14 protein-coding genes are annotated in these 15513 nt (G+C 57.8%); 1 reads left to right on the top strand and 13 read right to left on the bottom strand.

Annotation, left to right across the window (positions count from 1 at the left end):
- The 13 genes from DWV57_RS10995 to rpmH form a co-directional block, all read right to left on the bottom strand.
- The gene (locus DWV57_RS10995) at window positions 1–834 is read right to left on the bottom strand and encodes a ParA family protein (protein ID WP_097774091.1); all 834 of its coding nucleotides are present in this window, start codon (window positions 832–834) and stop codon (window positions 1–3) included.
- A 599-nt stretch (window positions 835–1433) separates the two neighbouring features.
- A complete protein-coding gene (locus DWV57_RS10990; RefSeq protein ID WP_097774092.1) occupies window positions 1434–2231 on the bottom strand; it encodes a ParB/RepB/Spo0J family partition protein in 798 nt (265 codons plus the stop codon).
- A 160-nt stretch (window positions 2232–2391) separates the two neighbouring features.
- Window positions 2392–3099, bottom strand: coding sequence for a 16S rRNA (guanine(527)-N(7))-methyltransferase RsmG (rsmG, locus tag DWV57_RS10985; RefSeq protein ID WP_120020814.1), 708 nt, complete (start codon window positions 3097–3099; stop codon window positions 2392–2394).
- Window positions 3100–3118: 19 nt separating this feature from the next.
- Window positions 3119–3676 carry a prolyl-tRNA synthetase associated domain-containing protein gene (locus DWV57_RS10980; RefSeq protein WP_347562396.1) on the bottom strand — a complete coding sequence of 186 codons (558 nt, stop codon included), beginning with the start codon at window positions 3674–3676 and terminating at the stop codon, window positions 3119–3121.
- Between the two features lies 1 nt (window position 3677).
- Window positions 3678–5549, bottom strand: coding sequence for a tRNA uridine-5-carboxymethylaminomethyl(34) synthesis enzyme MnmG (gene mnmG / locus DWV57_RS10975; protein WP_120020813.1), 1872 nt, complete (start codon window positions 5547–5549; stop codon window positions 3678–3680).
- A 22-nt stretch (window positions 5550–5571) separates the two neighbouring features.
- Window positions 5572–6942 (bottom strand): tRNA uridine-5-carboxymethylaminomethyl(34) synthesis GTPase MnmE, encoded by a 1371-nt coding sequence (mnmE, locus tag DWV57_RS10970; RefSeq protein WP_118529197.1) that lies wholly within the window; start codon window positions 6940–6942, stop codon window positions 5572–5574.
- 10 nt (window positions 6943–6952) lie between these two features.
- Window positions 6953–8008, bottom strand: coding sequence for a GGDEF domain-containing protein (locus DWV57_RS10965; protein ID WP_097776781.1), 1056 nt, complete (start codon window positions 8006–8008; stop codon window positions 6953–6955).
- Between the two features lie 209 nt (window positions 8009–8217).
- Window positions 8218–10029, bottom strand: coding sequence for a 5'-nucleotidase C-terminal domain-containing protein (locus DWV57_RS10960; protein ID WP_243112352.1), 1812 nt, complete (start codon window positions 10027–10029; stop codon window positions 8218–8220).
- A gap of 303 nt (window positions 10030–10332) precedes the next feature.
- Complete coding sequence (jag, locus tag DWV57_RS10955) at window positions 10333–11496, bottom strand: RNA-binding cell elongation regulator Jag/EloR (RefSeq protein WP_120020811.1); 1164 nt, start codon at window positions 11494–11496, stop codon at window positions 10333–10335.
- A 17-nt stretch (window positions 11497–11513) separates the two neighbouring features.
- On the bottom strand, window positions 11514–12575 hold the full coding sequence (locus tag DWV57_RS10950; protein WP_243112351.1) for a YidC/Oxa1 family membrane protein insertase: 1062 nt from the start codon (window positions 12573–12575) through the stop codon (window positions 11514–11516).
- A gap of 95 nt (window positions 12576–12670) precedes the next feature.
- On the bottom strand, window positions 12671–12985 hold the full coding sequence (yidD, locus tag DWV57_RS10945) for a membrane protein insertion efficiency factor YidD (protein ID WP_118529193.1): 315 nt from the start codon (window positions 12983–12985) through the stop codon (window positions 12671–12673).
- A complete protein-coding gene (rnpA, locus tag DWV57_RS10940; RefSeq protein ID WP_120020809.1) occupies window positions 12982–13392 on the bottom strand; it encodes a ribonuclease P protein component in 411 nt (136 codons plus the stop codon). The genes yidD and rnpA overlap by 4 nt, the downstream gene beginning before the upstream one ends.
- A 215-nt stretch (window positions 13393–13607) precedes the next feature.
- Window positions 13608–13742, bottom strand: coding sequence for a 50S ribosomal protein L34 (rpmH, locus tag DWV57_RS10935; protein WP_005924258.1), 135 nt, complete (start codon window positions 13740–13742; stop codon window positions 13608–13610).
- A gap of 356 nt (window positions 13743–14098) precedes the next feature.
- On the opposite strand from rpmH, the gene dnaA reads away from it, so the two are divergent.
- Window positions 14099–15421, top strand: coding sequence for a chromosomal replication initiator protein DnaA (dnaA, locus tag DWV57_RS10930; protein ID WP_005937115.1), 1323 nt, complete (start codon window positions 14099–14101; stop codon window positions 15419–15421).
- Window positions 15422–15513 lie beyond the last annotated feature (92 nt).

The raw sequence follows: 15513 nt of genomic DNA, 5'->3' as shown, positions 1-15513 counted from the left end.
TTAATCTTCCAGAGCGTTTTTCGTCTGCTCTGCGACGGGTGCACTTTTGCTGCGGGCCTTCTTGGGCTCGTGCGGGCGGTTGTTCTTGACAAATTCGATTGCCAGATCCATGTACGCTTCGCTGCCCTTGCCCTTGGGTTCATAGAAATTGATGGGCTGGCCGTAGCTGGGTGCCTCCGAAATACGGATGGAGCGCGGGATGGTGGTCTTGTACACCTTGGAGCCGAAATACTTCTGCACCTGCTCCACCACCTGCACGGTCAGATTATACCGCAGTGAGAACATGGTGAACACCACGCCCTCGATATCCAGATACGGGTTGTACTTTTTGCGAATGGTCTTTAAGGTGCTGATCAGCTCCGAAAGACCCTCCAGCGCGTAATACTCGCACTGCACCGGAATGAGAACGCTGTCGCAGGCACTCAGGCCGTTCAGGGTGAGCAGGTCCAGACTGGGCGGACAATCGATAAAGATGAAGTCATAGTCCTTCTGCACCTCGGCCAGCGCCTTGCGCAGGCGGCTCTCACGAGCGGGCAGGTCGATCATTTCCAGACTGGCACCAGCCAGACGGGTGTTGGAGCCGATGACATCGGTGCGGTACTCGGTCTTACGGATGGCCTCGGATGCCCGCGCCTCACCGATCAGGATCTCGTAGGTTCCCTTTTCCACGCTGCGCTTCGGGATGCCGTAGCCGGTGGTGGTATTGCCCTGCGGATCAAGGTCTACGATGAGCACCCGCTTGCCCAGCGCCGCAACGCAGGACGACAGGTTGACGGCGGTGGTGGTTTTGCCAACGCCGCCCTTCTGGTTCGCAATTGCTACAATTTTTGCCACGCACAATTCTTCCTTCCGGGAAAATTCAATTGTTCCATGTGGAACATTCGCAGTCATGCCCGCCGGTTTCCCGTCCATACAGGCACCTTAACACCTAGTATAGCACATCCAAATCGGTTTTTGAACCATCTGAAGCGTTTTTCCGCTGGATTTTTAACTTTTAGAGGTGGGAAAACGGAAAAGCGGACACTTTGGGGAGAAAACTCCCCCGTCTGCTGCGCAGACAGCCCCCTCTGGGATGGGGCCCTTGACATGGCGGGAAAGCTGCCGGATAAACCGTAACGCTTGCGGGTGCGCTTGCTCCCACTTGGGGGAGCTGTCGCGCAGCGACTGAGGGGCTTCCAATCGGCGGAACACAAAAAATCCTTTAGCGAAGCGACTTCGATTTTTTGTATGGAGCCCAACTGCTTTGGGGTTACTAGGGGCGAGCAGCCCCTAGTTCGTGCCTCCCGCGCCTCGAAAGTAGCGAGTGCTTTTCTGGTTCTCTTTTGGCACGCAAAAGAGAACGTACCCGGCGGCAATGCTTTAGCAAAAGGCATGAAACTTTAAACACGCGACTACGCTCTGCACGGGAGTTTTCTGTTCCACATGGAACAATTTTACCGTTCGGCGGCGGTGGTTGGGATGCGCACCGTATATTCGATATACCCGTCCTTCTCCTCCCGGTGGGCAGTGGCGGGCACACCATTATCGGTCATCAGACGGATGGCATGGTCGATGGTGTTCACAAAAATACGCACATCCTTGACCATCGAGATGCGGTGCCTGCCTTTTGCAGGGGTGTTGAGCAGCTGTTCAATGTAAAGGTCGGTCTGCCGGGCGTTCATGCGGCGCTTGGCAATGTTGATCAAGGCTTCACTGCGGCGGTTCTCCGGCAGCCGCAGCACCGCCCGGGCATGTCGCTCGGTGAGGCTGTTGTCCAGCACGAACTGCCGCTGGTCAGCGTTCAGCTGCAAAAGCCGCAGCTTGTTGGCAAGGGTGGGCTGCGCCATGCCCAGTCGCTTGGCGGCTTCGGCCTGCGTGCAGTCCCACAGCACCATCACATCCTTTAAGCCCTGCGCCTGCTCAAAGGGGTTCAGGTCGGCCCGCTGGATGTTTTCCAGCAGGCCCAGCGCGGCGGTGCGCTCATCGTCGTAATCACAGAGGATGGCAGGGATGGTGTTCATTTTAGCAAGGCGGCAGGCACGGAGCCGCCGTTCCCCGGCTACCAGCTCGTAGCCGCCATCCGACACTTTTCGCACCGAGATGGGCTGCAGCAGACCATTTTCTCGGATGCTCTGGGCCAGCGCAGCCAGCTCCTGCTCGCTGAACTCCCGCCGTGCTTGAAACGGCGACGGCCTGATCTGATCGATGGGCAGGAAATAAATTTTGCCCGCCTGCTTTTTGCGTTCAAACATGGGTACACGGCTCCTTTCGCGTGGTGGATGGGTTTTGTTTTTCACATTTTCCCGGGAAAGCGTGGAAAACTCAGGCTTTCAGGCACAGTGTATCACACAAATAAAAGCCCTGCCAGAAGTTTCGTTCGGCAGGGTTTTACAAAATTCTATCGATATTTCGTTATTTCAACGGGCTTTTCGCAATTTTTCCGCCGTTTCTGGGGTAGGCTGTCGGAGTCTGCGAAATCTTTTTGCACAGGATCAGTGTACGGGTGTCGCCACCCGGAAGGTGCAGAGTGCGGGTCTCTTTGTACTCGCCGCCCAGCTTTTTGATGGCACCGCGCGCTGCGGCCAGTTCTTCTTCACCGGAAGAGCCTTTCATGGCGAGGAAATTGCCGCCCACCTTTACCAGCGGCAGACAGTATTCGGCCAGCATGGGCAGCACGGCCACTGCACGGGCAGATGCCAGATCAAACTGTTCACGCCACGCCTTGCGGGCAGCTTCCTCAGCGCGCTCCTTTGCAAACTCCACGCCGGTCAAGCCCAGCTGGGCACAGGCGTACTTCAAAAACTCCACCCGCTTGCCGGTGGGTTCCATCAGGGTCAGCTCCAGTTCCGGCTTGTAGATTTTGGTCACGATGCCCGGGAAGCCTGCGCCTGCGCCCACATCCACCATGCGGCCCGCCACTTCCGGCTGGCTGGCAAACAGCAGGCTGTCGAGGAAGTGCTTATCCTCGATCCCCTCGGGGTCGGTGATAGCGGTCAGGTTGACCTTCTGGTTGTAGTCCACCAGAATTTCGGCAAAGGCATCCAGCTGGTCCAGCTGGGTGCCGGTGAGAGTGATGTTCCATGTGGAACATTTTGCTTCAAGGCGCGGTTTATCGATCATACGCAGGTTTTCCTTTCTGTTATTCGCCGGTCAAGTGAACGAAGATCGGCTCGTGGTGCACGGCAGGCAGGAAAGTTTCCAGCACATCTGCCGTTCGCAGCTTGAGCGAGGAGGTGTTAATGCAGGGGTGGCAGCCGAGATACTCCCCTGCCTTTATGTCCTCATCCATCAGCAGCTGCACCTTATTTTCAGCATCATTGGCAAGGCCCATAATGGAGGAGGAGCCGGGCGTGCAGTCCAGATACTGCTCCATATCCTCGGGCGAGGCAAAGCTCAGGCGGGCAATGCCCAGCTGATGGGAAAGTTCTTTGGTTTTGAAGGGCTTGTCCCCGGGCATCATGAGCAGATAGAAGTTCGTCTTCTGCCGGTTGCACAGGAACAGGTTCTTGCACACGGTGGTATTCAGGCAGGCATCGATCACATGGCAGTCCTCCATGGTGTCGGCCTTCATCCAACCGTGGTCGGTGCGCCAGAATTGGATGCCCAGCTTGTCCAGCAGGTCATAGGTACGGATCTCTTTTTCCAGCCGCCCGGTGCAGTCGGCAGGACGGCCCTCGTAAAGCTTCAGTTCTTCCATTTTATTTTCCTCTCGCTGCCAGTGCAATGCTCAGCTGCGCCACGTCGGAGGGCGATACGCCCGGGATGCGCCCCGCCTGACCGAGGTTCTTCGGCCGGATGCGGGCCAGCTTTTCGCGGGCTTCCAGTGTCAGGCCGGTCAGGTCGGAATATTCAAAATCATCTGGGATCAGGGTCTTTTCGTGCCGGGCCACGTCCCGGATCATCCGATCCTGCCGGGCAATGTAGCCCGCATACTTGATCTCGGTCTCCAGCCGTTCGGCCAGCATGGGGGTGATTTGCTCGCCCCAGCCGATCATACCCGCCAGCAGCGGATAGCTGATCTCCGGGCGGCGCAGCAGCTCTTCCGCAATGCCGCCCTCAGCAGCCGGGACAAGGCCTGTGGCTTCCATGGCGGCGCGCAGGTCTGCGGTGCGCAGATGCGTCTCGTGCAGGCGGCGGCGCTCCGCTTCCAGAATGCTCTGGGTGTGCTGGTACTTGGCCCAGCGGTCATCCTGCACAAGGCCGTATTCCCTGCCGATGGGGGTCAGCCGCTGGTCAGCGTTGTCCTGACGCAGGGTCAGGCGGTACTCGCTGCGGCTAGTCATCATGCGGTAGGGGTCCATAACCCCTTTGGTAACCAGATCATCCACCAGTGTGCCCAGATAGCTGGTGTGGCGCGGCAGGATGAGCTGCTCTTTGCCCAGCGCATTGCGGGCGGCGTTCAAACCTGCCAGCAGGCCCTGCGCGGCGGCTTCCTCGTAACCGGAGGTGCCATTGAACTGTCCCGCGCCGTACAGGCCCCGCACCACCTTGCTTTCCAGTGTGGCTTCCAGACTGGTGGGGTCCACGCAGTCGTACTCGATGGCGTAGGCCGGGCGCATGATCTCGATGTTCTCAAACCCTTTGATACTGCGGTAAAAGGCATTCTGCACATCCTCCGGCAGGCTGCTGGAGGCACCCTGCAGATACATCTCTTCGGTGTTCTCGCCGCAGGGTTCCACAAAGATGGGATGCCTGTCCTTGCCCGCAAAACGCACCACCTTATCCTCAATGGAGGGGCAGTAGCGCGGGCCAACACCCTCGATCATGCCGCCGTAGAGCGGGCTGCGCTGGATGTTATCCAGAATGATCCTGTGGGTCTCGGGATTGGTATAGGCGATCCAGCACTCCACCTTGTTGTGCATGGGTGCATCGGTCATAAAGCTGAAGGGCTGCAGCTCATTGTCCGGGTCGCCGGGCTGGCATTCCAGCTTGGAAAAATCGATGCTGCGGCGGTGCACCCGGGCAGGGGTACCGGTCTTGAACCGGCGCAGCGGCAGCCCGGCAGCCTTCAGGCTGTCGGTCAGGGCGTTAGCGGCGTGCATCCCGTCCGGGCCGGAGGCGTACCATGCATCACCCACAAAAATTTTGCCGCCAAGGTTCGTGCCGGTGGCAATGACCACGCATTTGGCGCTGTATTCCCCGTTCAGCTGGGTCACAACGCCCTTCACACGGCCGTTCTCGGTCTCGATGCTCACAACCTCAGCCTGATGGATGGCAAGGCCGGGCGTGAGTTCCAATGCATGCTTCATATATTCATGGTAGCGCTTGCGGTCGGTCTGCACACGCAGGGCGTGCACCGCCGGACCTTTGCCCTTGTTGAGCATCCGGCTCTGCAGATAGGTGGCATCTGCAGCAAGGCCCATCACGCCGCCAAGCGCATCCAATTCACGTACCAGCGTGCCTTTTGCCGTTCCACCAATGCTGGGGTTGCAGGGCATGTTGCCAATGGCATCCAGACTCATGGTAAATACGGCCGTTCTCGCGCCCAGCGTTGCGGCGGCGTGAGCTGCCTCGATGCCGGCATGACCGGCACCGACGACGATAACGTCATAATCTCCTAAGTGGTTCATATACTTTTCCTTGGTTTTCCTCTTATTTTCCCACGCAGAAGCGTTCAAACACCTGTTCGATCACAGCTTCCGAGGCGTTCTCACCGGTCAGGTCGCACAGGGCGGCCAGTGCGTCGTCCACACAGACGGAAACGGCATCCAGCCCAAAGCCGTCTGCGGCAGCATCCAGTGCACCGGCCACAGCGTCCCGCGCACGCAGTGCGGCGCAAAGCTGACGCTGGCCGGACAGACTGGCGGCATGGGGGTCGATTTGGCTGGTACCCAGCAGGCGGGCCACCGCAGCGGAGATCACCTTGCGGCTCTCCTCCTCCTGACAGCACACCGGCAGCACCATGGCAAAGCAGGGCGCTATGAACTCTGCGTCAAATTGCGTTGGTTTATCCTCTTTGTTGATAAGTGCAATGGCTGGACGGCCTGTGCAACGCTGTGCAAGCTCCAGATCTTCCCGCGTGGGCGGCTCAGAGCCATCGAACACAGCCAGGATCAGGCCTGCCTCCTCCAGCTTTTTCCAGCTGCGGCGGATGCCCTCGGCTTCAATGGCATCTTCGGTCTCGCGCAGACCGGCGGTATCGAACAGATTCAGCTGGATATCCCCCAGCTGTACCGCCTGCTCCACCACATCACGGGTGGTGCCAGCCACCGGCGTGACGATGGCCCTGTCGAACCCGGCCAGCAGGTTGAGCAGTGTGGATTTGCCCGCATTTGGTCTGCCCACAATGGCGCAGTCCACACCTTCGCGCAGGACGGTATCTGCCTGATAATTATGGATCAACTCGTCCAGCTCTGCCTTTACCCCACTCAGTACGCGGTGCAGATGGTCACCGTCCAGCTCCGGCACATCTTCTTCGGGAAAATCCACCCATGCGGCAAGGTGAGCCTGAATGGCGGTAAGCGCTTCCTTCTGGGCACTGATCTTCTTTGCCAGCGCACCGCCCAGCGCGGCATTGGCCAGCGCCGCACCCTGACGGCCATCCGCCGAGATCAGATCCATCACCGCTTCGGCCTGCGTCAGACCCAGCTTACCGTTCAGGAACGCGCGGCGGGTGTACTCGCCGCGCGCGGCAGGCTGAGCACCGGCAGCAAGACAGGCTTCCACCAGACGGCGGGCCACGGCGCTGCCGCCATGGCAGGAAAGCTCCACCACGTCCTCGCCGGTATAGCTGTGGGGCGCGCGGAAAAACAGGGCCACCCCCTCATCAAAGGCTTCGTCCCCTTCCCGGAATGTGCCGTACATGGCGGTGTAGCCTTTGGCATCCTCCACCTTTTTTGCGGCGTTGGCCGGGCGGAACACCCGGGCTGCTATGGGATAGCTCTCCGCACCGGAGAGCCGCACGACGGCAATACCGCCTGCGCCCGGCGCTGTTGCAATGGCTGCAATGGTCGTTTCCTGCATGGTTTTCCTTTCAGCGTCCCTGCTGCTCTCGCAGGACGCGGTAATGCTCTTCCTTATCAAGATACATCCGCTTTTCTGCCTTGCGGCACAGCGCACCGACATCGATGCCGCCCGCACTCTCGGTGGCAACACCCACGGCCACCGAGTAACCCGCGCTGCCCACGATGGAGACAAAATCCTTTACACATTTGCGCACAGCCGGATCCTGCCGGTCCGTCACATAGGCTAAAAATTCATCGCCGCCAATGCGGTAGCAGTTGTTTTTGCCAAACATTTCCCGTATTTCCAGCGCCACCACCTGCAGCATCCGGTCACCTTTGTCGTGGCCTTCGCTGTTGTTCAGGTCATGCAGGCCGTTCACATCCATATAGATGCAACTCAGCGACACCGAGCAGCGGGAAGCCCAGTCCTCCCGCTCCCGTTCGTAAGCATTGCGGTTCTTCATGCCAGTAAGGATATCAAAACTGGCGATTTCGCGCATCCTTTTGCGGGAGAGTGCGTTCTGGTACATGGTGATCATGGTAAATGTGGAAATAATGCAGGAGATCACCCCAAAAAACACCGCATTGACGATATCCACCGTTACGGTGCGGCCGCTTTCAAACACGACCACCATCCCGATAAAGATGCCGTCAAACAGAAGCACATTGGCAATGTGCTGGATGGGCGGCATCATGAACAGCAGTGGCACCGCCAGCAAAAATGCAATGAAGGTGACAGAAAGCTCTTCCGGCGCGTGCACCGCTTCCGCAATGCCCAGCGCATACAACATAGCTGCAAAGGCATACATCAGCCACCGCAGAAGCAGGCCGTTTTGATCCGGGAACATCAGATCCACAACACGCAGGCCCGCGCACACCACAAGGGCGATGCAATAGAGCAGGCTGTGCTCTCGCAGAACACCGATCCCTCCCGACAGGCAGGTGATTGCAAACAACAGGCCGCACGCCATGTTCAGGTACACATGCATCTTTCTGCGGTTCTCTTCCTCGATCTCCGGCTGACAGTCCCTGTAATCCTGCACTTCCAGCCCGCTATAACACAGGAGCTTTTGGATCTGGTTCAACGCTGTCTGCCTTCTTTCTGCAAGATCCCTGTGATCCTTTTTCTTTCAAAAAAGATACCAATACTTTTTTATTGTACCACGAAAATTCACAGAATGATACTGTTTTTCAACCATTTCCCGGGAAAAGGTTGAAAAAAGCGTCTTCTATTACTCAAAAGGGGCCTTCCGGCCCAAACCGGAAAGCCCCCGTTTTTACAGAGATTTGTTTTTTAGAACTTGGCGATATCCGCCGTGGTGATGGCCTTGCCGGGCAGCGTGCGTGCATCGGCGTTCTCATTCAGGGCCAGCTTGCCTTCGCGCAGCAGCTGCACAGCCTTCTGGTGATCGGCAGCCTTCCAGTTGTTGCCCACGATCTTCCAGTTGTTGTTCACGTGCGGCTCAATGGTGCCGCCCTTCACGGTGCGGATGTACTCGCCCAGCAGCTCGCGGATGCCGCCCACGTCGCCGCGCACATCGATCTCCAACAGCTTGGGCAGCTCTTCGCCCGGCAGGAAGATGTCCGCAGCCGTCAGCAGCTGGGTGGTTGCGCGGTAGTTGTTCACTGCCACAACAAAGGTGTCGGTGTCCTTTACGGCCTTGCCGTTCGGCCACTTGAGGTTCTTGATGCGGTGGCCCGGCTCCTTGGAGATGTCCAGCTCGTAGCTGACACCCTCAAAAGCATCGTACAGGTAGTAGCGCACCGAGGGGTCAAAGGCAATGGTCACTTCATCCGGCTTCCATGTCTTGAAGAAGGCAGCAGACCACTCCATGAAGCGGCGCAGCTGCTCGCCGGTCATCTGCAGCTTGTACAGGGTGTTCTGGTAGGTGTAGATGCTGGCCATATCACACTTGCGGATGGTGCCTGCGCGCATCTGGGAGGTCATGGAGGTCAGGGCGGTAGCAGAGACCTGCGCACCGGTGTAGTACATCTGCACTTCGTTGATGAAGTCCAGCAGCGCGGTATCCTGCACCATGGCCTGCGGCAGGCAGTCGATCTCGTTTTCGGGGGCCAGATCGCCGCCCTTCAGCTCGCCAATGGGAGTAACAGCATCTTCCTTGGCGCGGGTGTCGTAGGAGGCCAGCAAAGCGGTCAGCTCCGGATCGGGCTCGTACTCCTTGATCTGCAGGTTTTCAGAGGTGCGGTTCACGACCTTCCACTTACCATCCAGCTGGCGCTCCAGATAGACGTGGATCTCGGACAGGGTGGCACCGGCGTTCTTGTTCTCCACCACCAGCACGTTGTTGATCATCATGTTGGGGATGCTCCTGTGGCCGTGGCCGCCCACGATCACATCAAACTCCGGGCAGGCATTGGCCAGATCGGTAACGCCGGAGCCGTACACACCGTACTCGTTCTCGGTGTCCATGTGCATGACGCCGATCAGAACATCCACCTGATCCTTGATCTTATCAATGATCTTGCGGCTCTCGTCCACAGGGTTGGTGACCTTCCAGCCCTCCAGATTCTTGGCATCCCAGCGGATGATGTTGGGCGTGACCATGCCGATGACACCGATCTTGACGGTGCCCTTCTTGATGATGGTGTAGCCATCGGCCAGCGGGGTGCCGTCCGGTGCGTAAACGTTGCCGGTGAGCACCTTGGCCTTCTGCTGTCCCATGACCTTTTTCAGCACATCCATGCCGTAGTTGTACTCATGGTTGCCGGTGGTCCAGATATCATAACCGATGGCATTCATGGCAGCGACCATGGGATGCAGGTCATCGTTCAGGAACAGCTCTGCGGAGTTGGCCTGAATGGTATCGCCTGCATCCACCACCAGCGTGTTCCGGGTGCGGCACTGCTTGATGGCGGTCGCCTGCTGGGCCACACTGCCGGAAGCATCTGCCTTATTGGCGGCGTAGTCCCATGGATCGAATTTACCGTGGGTATCGCTGGTGGCAAGGATCTGCAGATCCATGCTCCACAGGGACTTGATGTCACAGGCGGCTGCAGAGGGTGCCATGCAGCTGGCGGCTGCGATGGTTGCGGATGCCCCTGCACCACGCAGGAAGCTGCGGCGGGAGATCTTGTTCTGAGCCATAGTTGAATACCTCTCTTTTCATCATTCTGTCTGTTCCTCACGAACAGAACGCTCTTGACTACAGTATAAAGCCTTGACCAATTGTTTTACAATTGCCATTTAAGAGAAAGATTTCGGCAAAAAACAGGCAGTTTCTCCAATTTTTGAGAAGAATGACTTTTTTCGTGCTCAGTATACCGCAACAGCGGCCCGCCCCGAAACCACCTTGGCATCAGGTTTTGGTAAAATCCTTTTTGCGTGAAAAAAGGTCTCCGGAAAATCCGCAGATCTTCCGGAGACCCTGATTTCAAAAGTAATTCCGCATTACAGCTCGATCTTGCCAAAGCTGAAATCGGCAAAATCGTCCACGCGCTCGGTGCGCTTGGGTGCTACCGGTGCTGCATTCTCTGCATCACGGGGTGCATAGGTGCGCTCCGGCACGCTGGAAGGCCGCGGGCCGCGGGGTGCACCATTGCGGCTGCCGCGGTAGCCGCCACGGCTTCCATTGTGGTCGCCATGCTCAGAACGGTTCCCGCCGCGATAGCCGCCATTGCGGCTGCCGCCGGGACGACGGCCATTGCCGCGTCCGCCGCGGGGACGGCGCTCGCCATAGGTGTTCTCGGTCTGTGCATCGGGTGCGGTGGAGTAGATGACCACACGGCGGTCACGGCCTTCGCCCTTGCTCTCGCTGCGCACGCCCTCCATCTTGCTGATGGCAGAGTGGATGATGCGGCGCTCGTAGGGGTTCATGGGCTCCATGGCAAAGCTGCGGCCGGTCTTGCGCACCTTGGCACCAATGCGCTGTGCCAGTGCGGTCAGGTCGCTCTCGCGCTTATCGCGGTAGCCGGCCACATCCAGACCCAGCTTGATGTAATCGCCCTCCAGACGGTTTGCCACAAGGCTTGCCAGATAGGAAAGGCTCTCCATGGTCTCGCCGCGGCGGCCGATGAGGGCACCCAGCTTTTCACCGTCCAGACGGATGATGGTAGCTTCGCCCTTCTGCACAGCGCTGAAGGTGACATTCTCCACGCCCATCAGGGCAATGACCTCACGCAGGTAGTCCACAGCAGCCTTGACCTTAGCGTTCTCTTCGATCACGATGGGGACTTCCGGCTCCTCTTCCTCGGCAGCGGGCTGCTCTGCAGCAGCTTCTGCAGCGGGGGCAGCAGGCTCTTCGGCCTTTGCTTCCGGCTGTTCTGCCGCAGCGGCAGGCTCCTCTGCCACGGGAGCGGCCTTGACAGCCTCCTGCACGGGAGTCTTTTTCTCAACAACAGGCTCAGCGGGTGCTGCAGCCGGAGCGTCCGGCTCCTCCACGCTCACGCACACCTTGGCGGGGGTGAGCTTCAGGCCCAGAAAACCAGTCTTCTGGGGCATTTCCAACACTTCGCAGCTGACATTCAGATCATCGGCCTGCACGCCCAGCAGAGCGCAGGCTTTTGCGCGGGCTTCATCGACCGTTTTGCCGGTCGCTTCCTGCTTACGGATCATAACCGTTCATCCTCCTCTTATTCTTTATCCTGCTTGTTCAGCTCGCTCAGCGGCACGGTGCGCTCGTCCTTGTAGCGTTCCTCGTCCAGCCGGCGGGCATACTCCAGACGGTGCTTGTTCATCTCGCTGGCGGAAAGGTTCTTTTCCGTGGTCTTGCCGGTCTTGGGATCGGTGACCTTGACGGTAGTGTTCTTCACACCGCGTTTTTCCTGCTTTTTCTTTTCTGCGATCTGCGCTTCGATCTCCTTGCGCATCTTCTCGGGGTCGTACACCTTGCGCATGACCTGAGTCTGCACGGTCATCACGATATTGGAAATGACGTAGTACAGAGAGAATGCCAGAGGATAGGTGAAGCAGAAGAACAGGTACATCAGCGGCATCATATACATGGTCAGCTTCATGCTTCCCTGCATCTGCTGGCCGCTGGCCTTCATGCTGATATGGGTGGACAGGAGCATGGTGATGACCGACAGCAGCGGCAGCACGATGTCCAGAGAAAGGCCCAGCTTGGGGATGCGGGTCAGGTCGATGCCGAGGAAGTTCATGTGCTGGCTGAACTCGGTAATGGTAGCGATCTGCTCGGCGCTGAAGCAGCCCAGCACACCGCCGTTGCCAGCAACCACCTGTGCGATGATGTTGGTATCGCGGGTGATGGCGGTAAAGGCGACGCCGGAGGCGGTCAGGGCCTCACCGGCGGCGGTCAGAGCCGCAGCGCTGATGTGGAAGATGCGCTCCAGCGGATTGTACACGACACCGATAACGCCGAACATGACAAGGAAGTTCAACAGCATGGGCACGCAGCCTGCGGTGGGGTTATAGCCGTAGTCCTGCTGCAGCTTGAGCATTTCTTCCTGCTGCTTTTCGGGCTTGTCCTTGTACTTGGTCTGGATCTCCATCATCATGGGCTGGAAGGCCGACATTTTAGCCATGCTCTTCTGCTGGCTCAGCTGCAGAGGGATCTTGACGATGTTGATGAGCAGCGTGAAGATGATGATGTCCCAGCCGTAGCTCGGGAGCAGCTTGTAGATCCACTCCATGACATAGCCGAGAGGACCGCTCAGGATGTAAAAGAAGTTCATACCTTTGTCCATTCTGCCCCGTCTGTGGCACGGGACTTGTTATTTTTTATCGTAGGACACGCTGCCCACAGTGCACCGCGTCACAAGAAGCATATTTATTTTTCCACCTTTTGCTTGTGCCGTGTGGAAAACAGCTTTGCGGGCTGCAGCCGGCGGGCAGGGTTCTGCCAGCGGCCCGGCTCCGGCACCGGGTCAAAGCCCCATTTTCCGAAGGGATTGCACCGGGCGATGCGCCATGCCCCCAGCAGGATGCCCTTTACGCACCCATGGGTCATGATGGCCTGCATGGTGTAGTTGCTGCAGCTGGGCGTAAAACGACAGCTGCGGCCGATCCACGGGCTTAAAACATACTGGTAGGCCCGGATGGGCACGCACAGCGCGCGGCGGCAGATGTACTGCAGGCGGTTCATGCGTTCGGCTTTTCCGCCTGTGCCCTGTGTGCCGGGGGCACGGTGGCAGGGGGCGGCGCATCCGGCCGTTTGGCCTTATCCGGCAGACCGGCCTGTGCAAACAGCTTTGCCACAACGCTGCTCAGCTGCCAGCTCTTCAACCGCGGGGTCATACCGCGGGCTACAAAGATCAGATCATAGCCGCCGATGTTGTAGTCCAGATGCTCGTCGATGGCCGCCTTCATCACGCGGCGGGCGCGGTTGCGCTGCACGGCGTGGCCGATCTTTTTGGTGGCGGTCAGGCCCACGCGGGTCTTTTTGCTGCGGGTCTTGAGCACATACATCACAAGACCGGGGTTTACATAGGATTTGCCGCGGGCATACACTCTGCCAAACTCGCTGTTGCGGCGGATGGAACGATAGCGCATGATTCCGCGCCTCCTTTCTGTGGCTGAGAACACGCCCCGAAGAGTGCATTCTTCAGCCAGTATATCAAAATTTTTTCGACTTTGAAAGCCCATGCGGGCATTTTTACGAAAATTCTTTCAATTTTCAAAAAAAAAAATAAGACCGCTAATCCAATATCAGCGGTCTTTTGTGCGCATATTCATTTCTGCGCCGGATCCCGTCATAAAAGGCCGGATCAGACAGTCAGGCTCTTGCGGCCCTTTGCACGGCGAGCATTGATGACCTTACGGCCGTTCTTGGTGCTCATGCGGGTCAGAAAGCCATGAACTTCCTTGCGCTGACGCTTCTTGGGCTGAAAAGTTCTCTTCATGGTTGTATCCTCCGTAAAAACTTATCCCCGGTATGGGGTCTGATGTGGTCCCAGATTGGGGACAGGCTTGCAATTCAACAGTATATCGCATAGTATGGCGTTCTGTCAAGCATTTTTTTCGCTTTCCTTCAAACTTTTTTGTGAAAAGATTTTCAACTTTTTCACAAGTCTGCCGTGGAAAACTCTTTTACTACAAGATATTGTGGCCCTGTTTTGCCCATGCCACAACGGCCGTGCAGGGGCTTTTCTTATGTATTATAAATTACATTATAGAAATATGGACGCACAGCGTTTTTTGTGGTATACTAACCTAGTATCAGCAGCATTGTTGAAAACTTTAACGGAGTGGATGTTTTATGGATTCTTTTAAGGACGTTTTAGAGGCCGCCCAGGCGTACTGCAAAACGCAGATGGCCGAGCCGACCTATAATCTCTATATCGACGGACTGGAGCCGATCAGCTTTGAGGATTCCAGCCACATCACCCTTTCGGTGCGCAACGACTTCATCTGCAAAATCGTGACGGACCGCTACCTTGGCCTGCTCAAGGAAGCCTTCAAGACCGTGCTGGGCTTCGACGTGGACATCACGCTGGTGGTGCCCAGCACGCCGCCGCATGAGGTGGTGCTGGCCCAGCAGTACGAGGCGAACCCCGCCTCCCCGCAGGGCAACTACGAGTTCACATTTGAAAACTTCATCAAAGGCCCTTCCAACCAGTTTGCGTTTGCTGCTGCACAGGCGGTTGCGGCCAATCCCTCCGGCGCATACAACCCGCTGTTCATCTACGGCGGCTCCGGCCTTGGCAAGACCCATCTGCTCACGGCCATCCAGACCGAGATCAAGCGCACCCACCCCGATTTCGTCATCATGTACGTTACCTGCGAGCAGTTCACCAATGAGCTGATCGCCGCCATCCGCGCCGGAAGCACCGAGGACTTCCGCATGAAGTACCGCGTGGCAGACCTGCTGCTGGTAGACGATATCCAGTTCATCGCCGGCAAGGAGTCCACGCAGGAGGAGTTCTTCCACACCTTCAACTCCCTGCACGATGCCCACAAGCAGATCGTCATTGCCTCCGACCGCCCGGCCAAGGAGATCAAAAGTCTGGAAGAGCGTCTGCGCACCCGCTTTGAGTGGGGTCTGACCGCCGATGTGCAGCCGCCGGATTTTGAGACCCGCGTGGCCATCGTCAAACGCAAGGCAGAGCTTTTGCATCTGGACCTGCCCGAGGATGTGGCCGAGTTCATTGCCAACCACCTGAAGAACAACATCCGCCAGCTGGAAGGCGCTGTAAAAAAACTAAACGCCTACTACATGCTGGAGGGCATCCAGCCGGTCATCAGTGTGGCCCAGAATGCCATCAAGGACATCCTCAACGAGACCCAGCCGGTGCCCGTGACCATCGAGAAGATCATCGGCGAGGTGTCCCGCACCTTCAACGTCTCCCCTGCCGACATCCGCGGCACCAAGCGCAACGCCAACGTTGCCTCTGCCCGCCGTGTGGCCATCTACATCCTGCGCGAGGTCACTGGCATGAGCATGGAAGAGATCGGCCGTGAATTCTCCGGCCGTGACCACTCCACCATCGTCTACTCCCTCAAGACCATGGAGCGTGACATGAAGAACGACCAGCACCTGCGCGAGACCGTGAGCGACATCATCAAGAACGTAAAGGCCTGACCGCAGAAATCGTGTAAAAGTCGTACTCATTTATGGGTGAAACCCCAAAATATGGGGAGAAAACGGAACAAAACGGGAAAAAAGAACCTATA

It is taken from the genome of Faecalibacterium sp. AF10-46 (genome assembly GCF_003604105.1).
GTDB classification, from domain to species: Bacteria; Bacillota; Clostridia; order Oscillospirales; family Ruminococcaceae; genus Faecalibacterium; species Faecalibacterium taiwanense.
This window is presented reverse-complemented; position numbering and strand designations above follow the sequence as displayed.

Coding starts and splice junctions, on each gene's coding strand:
- DWV57_RS10990 (WP_097774092.1), bottom strand. CDS start 2,231: ATGTTTGAACGCAAAAAGCAGGCGGGCAAAATTTATTTCCTGCCCATC.
- rsmG (WP_120020814.1), bottom strand. CDS start 3,099: ATGATCGATAAACCGCGCCTTGAAGCAAAATGTTCCACATGGAACATC.
- DWV57_RS10980 (WP_347562396.1), bottom strand. CDS start 3,676: ATGGAAGAACTGAAGCTTTACGAGGGCCGTCCTGCCGACTGCACCGGG.
- mnmG (WP_120020813.1), bottom strand. CDS start 5,549: ATGAACCACTTAGGAGATTATGACGTTATCGTCGTCGGTGCCGGTCAT.
- mnmE (WP_118529197.1), bottom strand. CDS start 6,942: ATGCAGGAAACGACCATTGCAGCCATTGCAACAGCGCCGGGCGCAGGC.
- DWV57_RS10960 (WP_243112352.1), bottom strand. CDS start 10,029: ATGGCTCAGAACAAGATCTCCCGCCGCAGCTTCCTGCGTGGTGCAGGG.
- jag (WP_120020811.1), bottom strand. CDS start 11,496: ATGATCCGTAAGCAGGAAGCGACCGGCAAAACGGTCGATGAAGCCCGC.
- DWV57_RS10950 (WP_243112351.1), bottom strand. CDS start 12,575: ATGAACTTCTTTTACATCCTGAGCGGTCCTCTCGGCTATGTCATGGAG.
- yidD (WP_118529193.1), bottom strand. CDS start 12,985: ATGAACCGCCTGCAGTACATCTGCCGCCGCGCGCTGTGCGTGCCCATC.
- rnpA (WP_120020809.1), bottom strand. CDS start 13,392: ATGCGCTATCGTTCCATCCGCCGCAACAGCGAGTTTGGCAGAGTGTAT.
- rpmH (WP_005924258.1), bottom strand. CDS start 13,742: ATGAAGAGAACTTTTCAGCCCAAGAAGCGTCAGCGCAAGGAAGTTCAT.
- dnaA (WP_005937115.1), top strand. CDS start 14,099: ATGGATTCTTTTAAGGACGTTTTAGAGGCCGCCCAGGCGTACTGCAAA.